General features: G+C 57.5%; 10 protein-coding genes and 1 tRNA gene. 6 read left to right on the top strand and 5 right to left on the bottom strand.

The features are described 5' to 3' along the window. Positions 1-4: 4 nt before the first annotated feature. Together IM737_RS17170 and murA are read right to left on the bottom strand one after the other, a co-directional pair. Complete coding sequence (locus IM737_RS17170; RefSeq protein WP_236896053.1) at positions 5-439, bottom strand: DUF2948 family protein; 435 nt, start codon at positions 437-439, stop codon at positions 5-7. A gap of 638 nt (positions 440-1,077) precedes the next feature. After that, a complete protein-coding gene (gene murA / locus IM737_RS17165) occupies positions 1,078-2,370 on the bottom strand; it encodes a UDP-N-acetylglucosamine 1-carboxyvinyltransferase (protein ID WP_236896051.1) in 1,293 nt (430 codons plus the stop codon). 498 nt (positions 2,371-2,868) lie between these two features. On the opposite strand from murA, the gene IM737_RS17160 reads away from it, so the two are divergent. Together IM737_RS17160 and IM737_RS17155 are read left to right on the top strand one after the other, a co-directional pair. Beyond that, a tRNA-Thr gene (locus IM737_RS17160) sits at positions 2,869-2,943 on the top strand. A gap of 80 nt (positions 2,944-3,023) precedes the next feature. Beyond that, a complete protein-coding gene (locus IM737_RS17155) occupies positions 3,024-4,718 on the top strand; it encodes a DUF6538 domain-containing protein (RefSeq protein ID WP_236896048.1) in 1,695 nt (564 codons plus the stop codon). A gap of 84 nt (positions 4,719-4,802) precedes the next feature. Here the strand turns inward: IM737_RS17155 and IM737_RS17150 are convergent, their stop codons facing one another. Next, positions 4,803-7,253: a hypothetical protein gene (locus tag IM737_RS17150; protein WP_236896046.1), complete on the bottom strand. Its 2,451-nt coding sequence runs from the start codon at positions 7,251-7,253 to the stop codon at positions 4,803-4,805. A 212-nt stretch (positions 7,254-7,465) separates the two neighbouring features. Here IM737_RS17150 and IM737_RS17145 point away from each other — a divergent pair, with 212 nt between their 5' ends. Both IM737_RS17145 and IM737_RS17140 read left to right on the top strand, forming a co-directional pair. Further along, complete coding sequence (locus IM737_RS17145; RefSeq protein ID WP_236896043.1) at positions 7,466-7,660, top strand: hypothetical protein; 195 nt, start codon at positions 7,466-7,468, stop codon at positions 7,658-7,660. 9 nt (positions 7,661-7,669) lie between these two features. After that, on the top strand, positions 7,670-8,275 hold the full coding sequence (locus IM737_RS17140) for a hypothetical protein (protein ID WP_236896042.1): 606 nt from the start codon (positions 7,670-7,672) through the stop codon (positions 8,273-8,275). Here IM737_RS17140 and IM737_RS17135 read toward each other — a convergent pair. After that, complete coding sequence (locus tag IM737_RS17135) at positions 8,244-9,017, bottom strand: SOS response-associated peptidase (protein ID WP_236896040.1); 774 nt, start codon at positions 9,015-9,017, stop codon at positions 8,244-8,246. The two genes, IM737_RS17140 and IM737_RS17135, sit on opposite strands and share 32 nt — an antisense overlap. A 583-nt stretch (positions 9,018-9,600) precedes the next feature. Between IM737_RS17135 and IM737_RS21075 the strand changes: the two genes are divergently transcribed. Further along, a complete protein-coding gene (locus IM737_RS21075; RefSeq protein ID WP_442874144.1) occupies positions 9,601-10,242 on the top strand; it encodes an SH3 domain-containing protein in 642 nt (213 codons plus the stop codon). A gap of 90 nt (positions 10,243-10,332) precedes the next feature. After that, positions 10,333-11,574 (top strand): PAN domain-containing protein, encoded by a 1,242-nt coding sequence (locus IM737_RS17130; RefSeq protein WP_236896038.1) that lies wholly within the window; start codon positions 10,333-10,335, stop codon positions 11,572-11,574. Between the two features lie 450 nt (positions 11,575-12,024). Here the strand turns inward: IM737_RS17130 and IM737_RS17125 are convergent, their stop codons facing one another. Then, a complete protein-coding gene (locus IM737_RS17125) occupies positions 12,025-15,987 on the bottom strand; it encodes an NACHT domain-containing protein (protein WP_236896035.1) in 3,963 nt (1,320 codons plus the stop codon). Positions 15,988-16,443 lie beyond the last annotated feature (456 nt).

Below are 16,443 nucleotides of genomic sequence, written 5' to 3'. Positions count from 1 at the left end.
GTCCTTAGTCGAGGGCGTGGGCGGGTTTGGCCGCGGCGGCCCAGGTGGCGCCGAGATCGGAGAGGCGGGCTTCGAGGCATTCGACCCCGAGACGCACGGTGCCGCCGCCGGCAAAGCTCAGTTCGACAATGCCGGCCGGGCCATCGATAGTGGCAAAAGTGATGGCGAGCAGTTCGAGCACACCTTCGGGGGAAGTCGGATCGAAGCCATTGGTGACGACGGACTGCACGGCGTCGAAATGGAGGGCTGCCCGCTTGCGGATGCCCTTGTCGCGGCGGCCCTTGCCCGATTCCCAGTCGAAACGGTTCATCAGCAGCGCAAAGCGGCGGTCGCCGCGCGCATAACCCATGTCGGCGACGCGCACGACAGCGTCCTGCACATGGGTGGAGATGACTTCGAGGTCTTCGGTGTCGAGCGCGAGAAGCTTCAGGTCGGTCATATCTGGTCGGCCTTTGGATTGGGGACGACCCTATCTGGTCACCCCGCCTCCGATCTACAAGTTTGGCGGCATGGGGGCAATGCGGGGGTGGAAAAATGGCGAGCGGAAACGCCGCCTGGGTCGCGGCTATCGGATAGTCGCATCAGCGAGGGCGGACCCCGAGACGGCTTTCGCCTCTGGTAAAGTTAAATAGTGAGACGGAAGCCGTCTCGGGGTGCCGGTTTTTGGAACGTTTCCGGCGGCGGGAGGTCAATAGCCTCTCACGGTCGAAACGCGAACCTGTGGGAGAAGGCAAAATCCCCACCCGGCTCACCCCACCACTGTTCGCCTGCAGGCCGCCGTGTGGGGTGATGCGGGGAGTGTACGGGCGTTTTTGGGGGTGGGGAAAAGATGGATAAGTTGGGGCTTCGAGTGTGTGGCCCCACCCCCACCTAGTTTCGCTACGGCCCTATGGGCCTAGCTGCACTACCTCCCCCATCCAGGGGGAGGTGTCCCTCAACTCGTTTGGCGCGATCCAGTTCAACCCACAGGACGGCCCCTCCCCCTTCAAGGGGGAGGGTGGGAGGGGGTGGCGGGTCGGCCCGGAAAGCGGGGCGTCGATCTACGGTCGTCCTGGGTCACCAAGACGCCATCGATAACTAACCCGCGATGCGCTCGATCTCGGCGCCGCAGCGGCTGAGCTTGTCTTCGAGGCGTTCGAAGCCGCGATCGAGGTGATAGATGCGGTTGACCACGGTTTCGCCCTTGGCGGCGAGGCCGGCGATGACCAGCGACACCGAGGCGCGCAGATCGGTGGCCATCACCTGGGCACCCTTGAGCTGGGGGACGCCGGTGACCGTGGCAACCTGGCCATCGACCTTGATATCGGCGCCGAAGCGAGCAAGTTCGGCCACATGCATGTAGCGGTTCTCGAAGATGGTCTCGCGGATATGCGAAACGCCATCGGCGCGGGTCATCAGGGCCATGAACTGCGCCTGAAGGTCGGTTGGGAAGCCGGGGAATGGGTCGATCTCGGCATCGATCGCTTGCAGACCGTTGCCGTTGCGTTGGACGCGGATGCCGTTGACCTCATTGGTGATGGTCGCCCCAACCTGACCGAGGATGTCGAGCGCCGACTGCAAGTGCTCGGCACGTGCGCCGCTGAGCAGGACATTGCCACCGGTCATCGCCACGGCCATTGCGAACGTGCCGGTCTCGATGCGGTCGGGAATGACGTCAATGGTAGCGCCGTGCAGCTTTTCGACGCCTTCGATGGTGATCGTGCGGGTACCGACGCCGGAGATCTTGGCACCCATGGCGATCAGGCAATTGGCGACGTTGTCGATCTCGGGCTCCATGGCCGCGTTCTCGATCGTGGTAACGCCACGCGCCAGGGTGGCTGCCATCATGATGGTGTGGGTCGCGCCCACCGACACCTTCGGCAGATGCACGAGGCCGCCGATCAGGCCGCCCTTGGGCGCCTTTGCCACCACATAGCCCTCATCGATCTCGATGCTGGCGCCAAGCTGCTCCAGACCGTAGATGAAGAAATCGACCGGCCGCGTGCCGATGGCGCAACCGCCCGGAAGCGAGACGCGAGCCTCGTGGCAGCGAGCCAGCAGCGGTCCAATGACCCAGAAGCTGGCACGCATCTTGGAGACGAGGTCGTAGGGCGCCGTGGTGTCGACGATGTCGGCGGCGTGGAAGGTCATGGTCTGGCCCACGCTTTCCTGCTCGCCGCGGCGACGGCCATGCACGGCGATGTCGACGCCATGGTTCTCGAGGATACGCTCGAGCAGCTTGACGTCGGCCAGGCGCGGCACGTTCTGCAGCACCAGCGGTTCATCGGTCAGCAGCGAGGCGATCATGAGCGGGAGGGCGGCATTCTTGGCGCCCGAAATCGGGATCTCGCCATTGAGTTCGTTGCCACCGATCAAACGGATACGGTCCATCAGTCTTGTCCTATATGGCGACCCCTGTTGGGGTCTTCTACCTGGAAATGGAGGTAGGCCAAGTCCTAGTTGCCACGTAAGCCAGACTCGCCGCACTCAGCGCTGGTATGCCTTAGCACACCGGGGAGGATAGTCGCCCGAAAATGGTTTACGGTTTCTTGACCGTGACCGTTTCGGGGGCCGGCTGGGGATGGGGGGCTTGCGCTTCAGATTCGGCGCGTGCCTTGGCCTGTCCCTTCCGGCGCTTGAGGTTCTCGCGGAGCTTTGCGGCCAATCTTTGGTCGCGCTGGGCGGCTTGTTCGGATTTGCTCATCGGTGCGAGGGGATTTTGTGTGTTGGCCCAGAGCGGGTGATAGTGGTTTTTTGGCCTTGCGTCGAGCCAGACCCTATGGCAAAGGAGCCCCCGTCGCGCCGGGCACCTTTGCCGCGCAACAAATATAGTGGTCGCGCTGTCGAACCGAAAAAGTGGCCACCACTTTTTCTGACAACGCTCCAGATGCTGCCGTAGCTCAGTGGTAGAGCACCCCCTTGGTAAGGGGGAGGCCGACAGTTCAATCCTGTCCGGCAGCACCATTTTAACCCGTTGATCGGGTTCATATAATTGATTTTGTTGAAGGTTCTGCCGCCGCTGTTGGTACACAGAGGTGGTACACGTGAGTCTTTCTATGCCTAGTCCGACGAAGCACCCTAGCACCGGCGTTTACTGGCTGCGCCAGCGAGTCCCTTCTAAGATTTTGCCTATCGCAAAGGGCCAAGTTGTGGAGGTGACGATTGCTGGGGTCAATTCTCGGCTGAAGCTAGGCGATTTCATCAAGGTCTCATTGGGCACCAAAAGCCCAATAGAAGCTAGGATTCGTGCCACCGAAGCACTCGGGCAGTTCCAGGCCGTGTGGGCGATGCTTCAGGCCGCCCCGAAGGACCTGACGCTAAAAGAGATCGTTGCCTTGGCTGGCGAGGCGTTCCGAGCCTTCCAAAGGCTGGAGGATGATCCAGGTGATCCGGAAATCTGGTCACGGGTCATTGAAGAGAACTTCAGGGCGTTCAACGGCGAGACACCCTACCCTTTCATTGGCACAGAAGAACAGCGGTACCTCCAGGCGATGGAGAGTCGCTTTGGTGGGTTTGTTGATGCCACCCTCATGCACCAAAAGGTGAGAGTGACGGACAGCACTAGGCGCAAGCTACTGGAGCAGTTTGAGCGGGCGTTGCGAGACGCGGCCGAATTGTTGCTCAAGCGGTCGACTGGCAACTTCAGCTCAGACACCAGGGGCGACAAGTATCCAAGCATTGGCGTAGCTAAGCAAACCTCCCGTGGCAGTTCCAAACTTTCTCTGTTCGCACTCATCGACCACAAGCAGAAGACCCAGTCCCAGCGTGCAGACACGTTCGACAAGTACCGCCGCTGCCTTCGTGACTTCGTGAAGTTCACCGGTCACGACGACGCAAAGAAGATTACGAAGACCGATGTGCGGGGATGGCGAGACGCTCTAATTGAGCGCGGCTTGGCCAGGAAGACCATCAATGACCAGTACCTCACCAGTTTGAAGGTCGCTCTCAATCATGGAGTCAAAGAATTTGACCTGGCCGTTAGCGTGGCGGGTGGCATCCGCGACGAACGGGACGCACCGAGCAGCAATCGCCCAAAAGGTTATACTATCGATGAGGCCCGTACCATTCTCCAGGCCACATTTCAGGGCACATCCAAGGATATTGCGGTTCCTTACCAGCGAGCGATCTTTTGGGTTCCATGGATATGCGCATACACCGGTATGCGGGTAAGCGAGGTTACGCAGTTCCAAGGGCGCAGCCTTCGTGTTGAAGGTGACGTCACCTACATGCTCGTCACGCCCGAAGATGGCAGCACCAAGGGGAAAAACGCCTGGACTGTCGGCATTCATAAACACCTAGTTGAGTTAGGGCTGGTGGAGATGTTCAGGGAAATCGGCGACGGTCCTGCATTCTATACCCCCTACCCCGAGGGTACCGATTTGCGCGCGCAGACGAACCACCGATCAAAGGACAGCGCGGATCGAGTGGCAGCTTGGATTACGGAGGAGGTTGGAATTATAGCCCCACAAAACCGCCCGAACCACGCATTTCGTCATACGTTCACCTCCCTGACTCGCATCTGCAAGATGGACAAGGAGGCCCGTGATTACATGATGGGTAGTAGATCTCAGACCGACGCCCGCGAGGGTTACGGCGATTGGGCACCGTCTGTGGTAGATGCCGAAATCAACAAGCTCCCTAGGTTCGACGTTGAGGACACGGGTTGGCGACCAACAATGGAGAAAGTTCGCCCCCTTGCAGTGGGCGCAGCTTCCAATAGCGTTTCTATGAAGCGCTAAAGTGACTAGGGGTCGTATCTCTCATGGCGGCGTTTACTTGCCCTCTTGGTCGGTGCGCGTCCAGACCAATCCAGTCCAACAGTTCTAACCACGCTGGCCATCTTCCGGCGGCTTTTGGTCGTCGACAACCTCTGCTTTGGGCGCTGCTGGCGGCGCCACAGGAGCTGGACGCAGATCTTCCCAGAAATCGGGCAGTCCGAGATAAAGCTGCTGTGTCAGTTCAGCAAGTTCCACGGGGTTTCGAAACATGCGGTAGGCAGGCCCTGCAAGCTCTGCGGCTTTTCCGCCCTTGCGCTTCCAAACCGAACGCAGATCGTGGTCCGTGAGTAGTTCAGTGCCCGTCAGGACCATTACCGGATTTCGAGGCACGCCGTTTATTCGCTCTCGTCGACCCCACTTCGCGAACTCGGTGAGGATGCGCAGCTCTTCTTCTGTGTAATCCTCGATCTCCTTCAATGTCGCCATAACTAACACGGCTGGCGGTAGCGTGGCGGCTACCAGCATTAGTCCGTCAATGTCCGCCTGCGTGACTGCCTCTCGTCCAAAGCTCTTAGCCTCTCCCAGGACCAGAAAGGGCGGCTTCGAGGGTTCGAAGGCCCCCAGGCCACGGGGTTCAAGGAAAGCTATGAAGTCGATTTCGCGATTCAACGGCTTCAAATTGAGGCCAGTACACCATGTGAATGCCTGCTCGCCATCGTTCCACAGTCGTCTCAATGCGAGCGCAACGCTATACCCACCTTGGGCAAAGTTTGGCACTGCGAAGGGCCCAACCACTCTGTAGAGCCAGTTGAGCCGCCGAAGCCCGTCAGGAGACTGAGGAAAAGAAAAGGTCTTCAAGCACCGGGCGCAAGTTAGCCTATCGTCGAGCGACTTTGGGTCGTACCAATTATTGTGAGCGCAATTCGGACATTGCACCCCCAATCCTGCACGAAAGACCGACTGCTTTAGAAAGTGATCAAGTCTGTTCCAGTAACCAAATGACCGGGCCTCACGGGCCTTGAAATGCTGCTCGATTGCCGCAAAGGGCATTGCTTTGTCCGGCTTCTGTTTACGAGGGCCGTCGCCTTCGCGCTCACTCAAAGCCATTTTGTTCAAAAGGCGGAGTGTTTCCGCGTCTGCATACATACCGCTCCCCCGCAGCCCGCCAGCGGCGGCGATGACCTCGGCAGCGACTCTGCCGGCGTCAGAAGGAATGGCCTCAATGTTGTGTGTCTTCAGCCATCCCACCACGGCGTCACGCCCGAATTGGGGTTCAAGTAGGGTGTAGCCGATCGTCCCACTATGCAGGCTAACGACGCCCTCGCTGGTAACCGTTACAGGGTCGCCAGACAGAAGTCGGGGATACCCGGGAGACCAGAGGTTGTAGGGGTAAGCGGTCGCATAGCTGTCTTGCCAACGAGACTCCAGCCTTAGGACATTCGCCCAGTGACCGGTGGGATAGGGCACCTTCTTGGTGTCTGGTGCCGGCGTTGGTATCTTGACATACCGCCCCTCCGTAATTTCCTCGTTGAACGAAGCGGACTCCGCTGCTGCGATGATCCTGTCCCGGCCAAATCGACCACGCCCCCCAAGCCCATTCGGATCGTGATTTACCAGCCGATAGGCTTGCGGATCGAGGCCCTCCATCGCACGCACGAATTCACCTTCCACTTTCGGCCCGAGGGACCCAGCAAGGTTGACATCGGTAGAAATCATGATGCCGCTTGAATTTCCCGGGAGAGGTCGATGGTTGGCAACAATGTCCTGACGCAGCGACTCCGCAACATCCGATATCCAATGCGAGTTGATCGGCAGAACTGCGCGGTTCATCAGCCGGAAATTCCAAAACCCTACCAAGTCTGCCGGATTGTTGGGGTCGAATACGAACATTTGCGGGTGCCAGCCGTCGCCGCCGTGTAGTTCCAGGTCGTTTGACGCTACCCAATGCGGCCCGAGATAGTGGTCACTAAGGTAGCGCTTGTAAGCATCGACATCGGCCGGCACCTTCTCGGCACTGAACACCTCGCAGTAGGTCTCATAAAAGCGCCCAAGCTCTTTGTCGGCCGGGAAAGTACCTACCACCGCCTCGAAAAATGCTCCGGCGTCTTCGGACGGCTCGAAGGCCAAGAAAGACTGAGGATGCCGTCGCTGGAATCTGAATTCCCTCTCATACAACGTGTGCATCGCCCCTTCGATTCCGAGTGATGCCGGGAATTCAATCCAACGTTCGTTCTCGACACGATAGAATTGATTCAAGGGCAAGACACGTGGCGTTCCAAACCCGCTGCGCTCGCTACTCCAGCCAAGCGACTCCGCCATTCCAGCCTTCGCTTCCACAAGTACATCTGGCTCGAAGTGGTCGATCAAATCCTTGGCGGTCGAGCCATTGCGGGATAGGCCCCCGTCCTCGCCACCAATCGTGACAATAGGGTTATGACGCCCGCCCCAGATGCAGGTGCTTAGTCGCATGAACCGGCGGATTGAGACGAGGTCAGAGGGTTCAACAAGTAGGGCCAGCCTAATTGGCCTGAGTCGCACGCTACCGGAAATTGCCAACGCTAAGCTCCTAACATTCAGCCAAGGTAGACTGACGGCGGTCACGCCTTCTAGCGAAAGCATGCAGATCAGACGAGGAAGTTGATAGCGCTACTTGTTCGGACGCTGACCAACTGACTGCTGCGGTTTCCACATTTGATGTCCCCCTGGGCTGGACTCTTGGAAGCAATGAGAATTAGAACATAACAAGAACGAACATCACGAGTCAAAACATGCTCACGTACAGCACCGTCCTGGGTAAGCGTGACCTTCGCACGCTCGAACTGACGAAGGAGGAGGCCGCTGACCTGCTGGCGGCCGGTTTCCGCTTTGCCGAGTACGGCGAGGAAGGCAGGCGCTTCCGCCTATCAGCACCCTACAGGGTTGCTCAAAACCTAGACCGTGGCGTCCTGACGATCATGCAATGAACCTGACCTATGGCCATCGATCCCCGGCTGACCAAGTTGGAACAACTGGAGGCACCCGAATTTGGCATTGAGTGCCGGGCATGTCGGCGCAACGGTACCGTCAAGCGAGCGGACATGATCCGACGATTTGGTGGGGAAACCACGCTACACGAGTGCGCTCGGCAAGCGGCAGCCGTGAAGGGCTGTGTGCGTGCGGCCACCTACGGCGCGGTCACCTGTTCTGTGCTGGTCTACGAGGTGCCGGGCTGGACCTGGGGCAAGCTCATGAACGCCCGGCTGGGTGGCTGGCGAGCCTTCCTGACCTGCCATCGACGCTTCGCCGCCCTGAAGAAGATCGATTCCTGCCCTGAGACCGTTGAGCTGAACATCCTGTCCCTCATCGCGGCGCTGGGTGACGATTTCCCTCTGGCCCGGCTGCCCCACCGCTGCAAGTGCCCGTACTGCGGGACTCCTCATATCGACATCGACTGGCACGTCCCTGACGCTGCCCCACCGCTCCCGTCCTCCGAGTCGACGGCGCATCTCCGACCCTACAACCCCTTGGCCAGCAAGAGCGCTCTGACGGTCGAGGAGGAGGAGCAGATCAGAACAGGGAAGGCCCAGCGGGAGGCGTAGGGGACGGCGGTGGGTCCTCCTTAGCGCCGCGTGCGACGATGCGGAGTAGGCCGTCCGGAAGCGGGCGTTGCAGGGCCTTGGCGACTTCCCAGGGCGCCGTCATCCAGGTCTCCACCTCGGCAGCCGTCGTAAGGATTACCGGCATGGCCTTTGGGTGGATAGGCAGCAGCTCTTCATTTGGCTCGGTAGTCAGGAAGGCAAACAGGTCCGTTGTGATCATGCCCTCTTTGACCTTGCGGACGCTTGTCCACTGCCTTGCCCAGATGCCAGCGAAGAAGGCCAGCGGGCGGCTGTCGTCGAAGGCAAACCAGATGTCGCCTCCTTCCTCCCTGTTGAACTCGCTGAAGGAGGTGAAGGGCACGACGCAGCGGAACTCCGGCGCCAACCAGCGTTGCCAGTGCTTGCTGGAGGTGTTGCGGACATTGGTCACGCCGCTATCAGGCTCGTTCTGCAGGAGGGTCTTGAACTCATCCGGCGTAAGGTCACGGCCCCACTTCTGTTGCAGCTTCTGGGCCCGCTTCTTGGTTGCCTCGAATTGCGCCACCGAGGACGTGGGCATACCCCAACGGACCCTGGCCAGCTCACACTTGTCACCGAAGTTGCGGACGATGGGGGCCAGGTAATCGGGGAAGATGCCCGTCTGCGGCGGGAAGTTGCCCACGGTCGCCTCATCGATCCGCATGTCGCGGACGAAGGCCCGGATTGCCTCGACGTTGGTGGTGACGGAGTAGAGGTTACACACGCTTTGGATCGGCCCCGGCGATTGCGGTCTTGGTGTCCTTTTCCTCGTCCATCTTGGCGAGTTGCCGATCAAAGTCCTCCAGGAACCGCCTCGCATCCTCCGAGCGCACCGGTTCGCCGACGACGTAGGTTAGCCCGAACTGGGTAAGCTCCAGGAAATTCGGTCTTTGGGGGTGGTTCGGCACTCGACTCAATTTGCGTCTACCCTTCGTTCTTCATCCTAGCCTCCTCCGATCAAAGCTATCCCCGTTATCCCCCCAACGGCCAGTGGGAATTATGCTGGGGGAAGCTAGGAGGAAGATGATGAAACTGGATCGCGAAGCACGCCGAACAATTGCTCAGTTTGCCAACGGCCTGGCGGTAGCCTTGGTGGCATCGCTTGTGCTGGCGCCGGTTGCCCTGGGAACTGCTGACGTGGGCCGTGCTGTTATAGCCATTCTAACCAGCCTCGGCCTGCACCTGATCGCTATTGGGGTGAGTGGGGGCCGAAGGCGCCGCCCCTAGCAAGGCGGCTGCGGTGCCCGAAGACTTACCAATCGACTCTCACATGGCCGTGTCCCATCATCTCTCCCTTGGGGGAGCATGTGGCGGGCCGCAGAGGGAGTGCGTTTGGGGGCTGGGTGCTCGTTGGACTTCTGGTCTGGGGGCTGACGCAGTGCGGCAAACTCACATCGGGTGACCACAATTCCAATGCCCCGCCGCGCCAAACGCAGACCCTGCCTGCCAACACGACACCAAACGCCCCACCTTCTGAGGCACCAGCACAACCAAGCGTCATCCGATACGTGACTGCTTCAAGCCTAAACCTGCGCCAAACTCCGGACACGACTGGCGCAAAGATAACCACGCTACCTTCAGGGACCGCCCTTCAAGTCTTCGAGTCCAGGGGCCAGTGGCTAAGAGTCAGTGCAGGTGGCGGGGAGCAGGGGTGGGTGCATGGCGATTTTACTTCGACCGCGCCACCTGTCACACCCCATGTTGCCCCCAAACCTGCGCAAGTGGCGCCGTCTCAAATTGAGGACAGCCGTCCTCGATCTGAGATCGTGAGATTGATCATAGAGGGTAGCGTCAACTCATACTCCGGAAGCTGCCCATGTCCCTACAACGTCGATAGGGCAGGACGTCGATGCGGGGGGAGGAGTGCCTATTCAAGACCTGGCGGTGCCAGTCCAATTTGCTACGAAGGTGACGTAACGGAGGCCATGATCAGGGCATTTCAGGACTGAACCGATGCCAGTTCAGCAGGTGACTACGCAGGCAAACTTAGGATTCGACTCATGAAAACTTGTGCGCCATCATTCACTTGGGGGACGCCGATGAGAGTAGTCAATCTGTTCATGACCTTGCTGTGGCTTGTGTTTGCGGGCCCCAGCCTGGCGACTGCCGATGAGCGCATCGGAGCGTTCTTGATTTTCGACGACATGCAGGACGTTATCCTGCTGGACGGCGAGATTGGCATCAACACGCCACTCGAATTCCGCAGAGCGGCGGCGGCCCGTCCCGACGCTAAGGTATTGGTACTGGGTAGCCCTGGCGGGTACGTCGCAAGTGCGCTGATCGTTGCCGGGGACGTACACAGCCGGGGTCTCAGCACGGCCGTACCAAAGGGCTTCGGCTGCTACTCCTCCTGCGCTTACATATTCTTTGCGGGTAAGGAGCGGTTGGCAGAAGGCGAGCTGGGCGTTCACCAGATGTTTGGCGTGGATGACCCTTCTGGAGTTCAATCGACAGTTTCCGATGTCATTGAAGCCCTTGAACAGTTCGACACGCCCACTGAGGTGGTGACGAGGATGTTCCGAACACCCAGCGAAGAGATGTACGTCTTCTCCGCTAGCGAAATCGACACCCTCGACATCAACAGGCTGGGCCCAGTCGTATTGACGACGGCCAACCTAGCGCTGGTCTCACCGCCAGCCAGCCCGTCAACGACATCGATCCACACCAAGGTTGCGAAGACGGACACCAGGGCGCAACCGCAAACCACGACGCCCACGGCCCCCGTGCCAACGCAGTCGTTTGGTCCTAGGATCGCCCTGTATGGCGGGCTGGATTTCTATGGGAATGACATATCTTCGGAGCGTTCAGAGGACGCCGTGCAGTGTGCCACCGCCTGTATGGAGGACAACCAATGCCTGGCCTTTACCTTCAACGCCAACCCAAGCATCACACGTGGACCCAACTGCTTCCTAAAGTCCGGGGTAAATCGGCTTGAGGGCTACGCAGACGCACTCTCAGGGGTCTTTCTTCCCCCCGGTAATGAAGTGGCCGCTACCTACACAATTGGGGCAATTGACCCGACCCAAGACGTTCTTGCCCGCCAAGGCCTAAGTGGGGCTGACTTCGCAAGTTCACCAGAAAGGGGCGTGGATTCGCCTGGCGAGTGTAGGATGGCCTGCGTAGACGAGACTGCGTGCCGTGCCTTCACCTACGACTCAAGGCTCAAGCAGTGCTACCTGAAGTCATCCGTGGGAACCGCTTTCGATGCGAACCAGCTTACCAGCGGCATCAAAAGAGGCGCCTCATTTGATCCACTCGAGGTCATTGAGCTTGAGGAGTAATCGAGCCGGTTTCAATTGGATCGGTCTTCGGGAGGGTGGCCGCAAAGGCTAACTGTACAGCCAGCAGGCGGCGCTGCCACTCAAGCGGGTATAAGTTCGGGGACGCATTTACCTGCCGATTGCCAGGCGTATTCGCCAATACAACATTGCTGTCTTCTGCCACGACCGGAGAGGACATGACGACAATAACGGCCAGCGCCGTTCCCAACGTCCGCAAAGCAGTCTCCTTACCAAGTGATTAACGAGACCATGCGCTTGCGAAGTAAATGATGGGTTAACGAGGTAAGTAAGTCGGTCGGTGCTAAGGCCGCTTTGGACCCGATTCCGAACGTTTGCTTTCAGGCCGCAGCATGGGGAAAGCGGTCATTGGCCGCTGAACTTCCAATCGCTTCCTCGCCCCTTCTCACCTCAGGTGTCAGTTCGATTGGGTCTGGCTTTATCGCTGCAGTGTCAAATTCTTCTGAGATCAGTGTTGGAGGGGAGGGGGAGTAGAAATTCATAGGCATCTTCAGGAAGTCTGAATGAGGAAATCCAGGTAGCCTGATCTGTGAACTCGGACCGCCGACTATCGAGCGCTTTCCGCAACTGCTGTAGTACAAGAGCAGGTACGTCCTCGCTGGCATCCTCCAAGGCCTTGATAAATTTGATCAGAACTTTCGCCGCCAATGAGGGATTAATGTAGTCACTTTGTAATGCGGCCATGAACAGCGAACCGCACTCCAATTTTAGATGGGCCGACAATATCGCTTCTACGTCGGTTTCTATATTGTCGTTCAGGCCAGACATAAGCCTGATAACAGCAACAGCCTCGCTTACACCATCGGCGTCACCGGCTTGGTGTATGAAAGCATAGGAATCGAGTTGGCGAAGGGCCACCTCTAGCTCGGCTTCCGTGTCACACTCTACCAGAGTTGCAGCTATGGCTCGCAAAATTGGTCGACAGCCGGGATTGCCATCAAGGACGTCTTTCCAAACTGAAAAGCTCCCCTCTCGCAGATTGACGATATGTATTTCGGGCAGAAGCAACGCCAAATTACCGCATCTTGCGGAGTCATGGGCTGCTATGTGCACTAAACTTGACAAGCTACCGTACTTGCCACGCCCCTTGCCCACCGCAATGTCGAACAGACGGCGGACCAAATCCTCATCGTGTATATCTTCTGATAGGGAACCGCGGAGGGCAAACATCGCTGCGCCCAACAAAATGTCTGCATCTTTGGTGCGGCTAACTTCATGTGAAATTGCCGAGAACATGTCCGCTACATGTACGTTGTTGGAGTTAGGGCTAACCGAATAAGTCCAGAACGGCGGGCAACCGACCTGAGCAACGTCATGGGAAAACCACACCCCTTTTCTCAATTCCAGCAAGTCCTGTTCGACGATGCCCACCTTCTGCCACCGACGTTCAGCCCGCGACCAGTCTGTGCCATCCCCTATGTGACCAAGAGCGACCCGGTCGGACCAATCCTTCAGTTCCTCGGCAGTATCCGCCTCATGCAGGATAGAGGCCAAGGGCCAGGGCAGTCGATTTATGAGTAACTTCGCCGTCTCGAAATACCCGTCAGCGATCTCGACGAGAATTCTAGACAATAAATCCTTTCCAGGGTTCTGTGAGAATTCACTGGCTAAGCGAACTACCCGCCAGTCTTTCGCACCATCACTATCGATTTCGGGTACATTTTTTTCCTGATGTATCCTTGATATTTTAATGTGGAAGCCACCATCTGCTAAGAATACAGAGGCATTCAAGGCGTTTCGTTCTTCGAACAACCGCCAAAGAAGACTTGCGAAGGCTGAGCCCTTTTCACGAAATCGATTTGCTTGGGAGCGCAATTGCGGCAACTGCCGTACAGCGGAAGGACCAGCGCGCATCAGCGCTTCGACCGCCAGTGCATCAATCTCGGGATGCCAAGGCAGGGTCGAGCTGTCGAGTATCTGCAGCGCCTCGACAGGATTCTCGGGCCAGTGTGACCTGATTAGCCCCATTGTCCACGTTGGATGTTCTTTGGCGACGCTGATCAACAATAACCACGTAGCACGAGCGCCTGGACCGTTAAGCTTCAGAAGCTCTTCGGTCTTACGGTGCAATATATCTAGTGTCGCCTCATCCCACAGAGAGTACAATTTTTCATCTATCATGTCCTCTCCAAGTTGGAGTGTGTCGAGGCTATGTAAAAGTAGTTGCCTACGAGAAATCGGGTGATCAGAGCCGATGCCATCTGCAAGCAGTTCTACAGCGAGTCTGGCTCCGTTTCTCACAACTATGTCGGGCTCTGATGCATCGAGCTGCCTTGCGATGCTGACGATAGCGGTACGCCGATAGTGGAAGGCGTCGTCAGCAAAGCAACGGCTAGCTGCAATAAGGAAAACATGCTGCCAGTGGGTCTTGCCCGCAATGTGCGCTAACCGCGACTCCATAAGGTTTTGATCCCCAGATGTCAGCGCGGCGGCGGCCATGAATTCCTGCAGCGATCGGACATCAAATTGCACCTGCCCCTCCTCCTGCGTAGAAAGAAGGACTAGGCGGTGCAAAGCCAGACTCATCAGTTCGTCAACCCTTGCATTAAGGTCATCTTCGGCGAAGCCTTCAGACTGCAGGTAAGACCTAACTATCCCCTTCAATCTATCGTGGGACAGCTTTCCGCCGGCTCCTCCTCCGTGCTCACTATCAGATTGAAGGATTAGACCGATCCGATGGTGCAGGGGGCCGAGTTGGTTCCAGTGATGCTCTAAAACCCGTTGGGTCTCTCCCCCCTTTGCTCTTTCTCGACGCTTCAATACCTCAAAATACTCATTGAATAGTGTCCACCTGGCAGCCGGCACCCCGCCTCCGGTGTCAACGATGAAATGCAAGATGGTCACCTGCAACGGCGAGGTCATCAATCTCGCGGTTGCCGGTTGCTTAGAAGCGGCCGAGAGCTGGGAGAGAAGTTCGGATCTCCGATGCTTATCGTCTCTGTATCTGGCCTCTCCAAACCCTTTGGCGTAGTCCAGCGCTTGCTTTACAGAGAGCTCTGCTAGACGCCAGTGCTCCCATATTTCGGGATCTAAATCTTTATTGTAGCCTTGCGGTCTTGTTGTAACAATTGTCAGTATATCAGCATTGGCCTCAGCCACCTCGGAGAAGAAGCTGTTAATTGCTTTAATTAAAGCCGGCCTTTCTCCTGTTGATGGTACTTCGTCAAGCCCATCAAGAACCAATAGCCACGGGTGAAGTCCTAGCCATTCTCGAATGTCGGCTCTGGATACATCCCCGTCACTAACCACTGCAAGTTCCTGAGCAATGAAGGTTAGCAGCGAAGGGAGCGCCCGCGTCTCCTTCCTTGCCAGGGAGATTGCGTCCGCGAACCGCGGAAGGGAGATACTCAGCGGGTACCGGTGTGGGACGTCCGCATTTATCCTCTCCGAAGCCGCCCTATACAAGACTTCAGGAACCAGCTTCTTCAAGTTATGGTCGCGGCGCGTAGCCGGATCTTTATCAACCAGAGCCGCTCGAAAGATCTGGGTTAAAAATAGGGTGGCTGTAGACTTTCCCTGCCCGGGACCGCCAACTAGTACTATTTTATTGCGGTCCTGCGACTGTCCCGAACCCCGTATAGACGCATCCTTGTCAAGACTATCGGGGTCGAGCTTTTCCTTTGCTCTATCTATCAGACTCGACACGACAAATTTCGCCATGCTCTGATCTGAATTTCGGGGGGTAGGTAAGGGGAGATCAATAAAGACCTGACTGGTCCGGATTTGATCGTCGTTCACGCTGCCTGCATCCTTGAGCCGCGCAAACTGGTCACGATGAAGAGACACCCTAATTGCTCTGCCAATCGTCTGCTTAAACTCGGGGCGAAGGGTTTTTGTATCATGGAGTATCTTGGCTAGAATGTCGCCTGGGGTTACCCAAGCGGCAAAGGACTGCCTGACCTCGCTAGCGTCATTCAGAAGATCTACCAGTTTGTCCGCGTGCCAGATGTCCCAGCCCTTGACTCCAATTTCTTTCCAAGTGTCTAGAACATTGGACACTTTGGTGTAGCCGCCAGTTCTCGTCTTTCCGGTTTTCTTGTTGGCTAGACCATCTGCGCCAGACAGCCGAACGTTTGTAACCACCACATAGTATTCTGGAGCCCGTAGTCCATTATCCGGATTCGCATACTTTTGGTATTCCGCATTAATCTGACCTATTAGCCAATCGACATCGTCACGTTGACCCTGGTGCTCCTTATATTTGGATTGAAGCACAAGATAACCATCCCATGATTTGCTTTCATATCCACGGATCTTTCCCTCGATAGTGAAATCTCGGGCACCATCGGCGCCGGACGAGAAAACTACCCCAGATGTACCGAAGTGCTTAAAGGCGAGCGCCCTGGCCAGTCGTTCGAAACTAGCCCCATTCATTCGACCGAAATCATAAGTCATTAATGCGCCCCCCGAACTCAATGAGTATGAGGGAGCACGATTCGTCCAATATCGACAGCAAAGCCGCTCAGAATCGCCCCAGAAGCTGCCACAAGAAGGCCTAGACCGTTAGCGCCTCGAAACCGGGTACCCGGACAACCGTTGCCCTAGACATGGTGGCAGACCGGAATTTTCGGAGCAAAATTCTGAGCGGGTATCCAATAGCAAAAGGAGGGGGGCCCCCCCGTACCCCACCCAGCCCACTGCGGCAAGGAAGGGTTGCACCCCTGCCACAACCCAATTGCAACAAGCTGCCGCAGGCAATCGGAAGAGCCGGCCTAAACAGCGAGTTGTGCGAGCTTGGTCATACCTTTAGCGATTCTCTCGCTCAGGTTTACGGCCGCTAGGGTATACCTCAGCGGACATCGCCTGGATCGTACGAAAGGGTGTCCGTAAGGGTTGACGCAGATCAACGGA

The organism is Devosia sp. SL43 (assembly GCF_021729885.1).
Lineage (GTDB): Bacteria > Pseudomonadota > Alphaproteobacteria > Rhizobiales > Devosiaceae > Devosia.
The sequence above is the reverse complement of the archived record's forward strand: the minus strand, read 5'-3'. Positions and strand labels throughout refer to the sequence as shown.

What these genes read in the sequence shown, in the direction of transcription:
- IM737_RS17170 (WP_236896053.1), bottom strand. Translation starts at nt 439, where the DNA reads ATGACCGACCTGAAGCTTCTCGCGCTCGACACCGAAGACCTCGAAGTC.
- murA (WP_236896051.1), bottom strand. Translation starts at nt 2,370, where the DNA reads ATGGACCGTATCCGTTTGATCGGTGGCAACGAACTCAATGGCGAGATC.
- IM737_RS17145 (WP_236896043.1), top strand. Translation starts at nt 7,466, where the DNA reads ATGCTCACGTACAGCACCGTCCTGGGTAAGCGTGACCTTCGCACGCTC.
- IM737_RS17140 (WP_236896042.1), top strand. Translation starts at nt 7,670, where the DNA reads ATGGCCATCGATCCCCGGCTGACCAAGTTGGAACAACTGGAGGCACCC.
- IM737_RS17130 (WP_236896038.1), top strand. Translation starts at nt 10,333, where the DNA reads ATGAGAGTAGTCAATCTGTTCATGACCTTGCTGTGGCTTGTGTTTGCG.
- IM737_RS17125 (WP_236896035.1), bottom strand. Translation starts at nt 15,987, where the DNA reads ATGACTTATGATTTCGGTCGAATGAATGGGGCTAGTTTCGAACGACTG.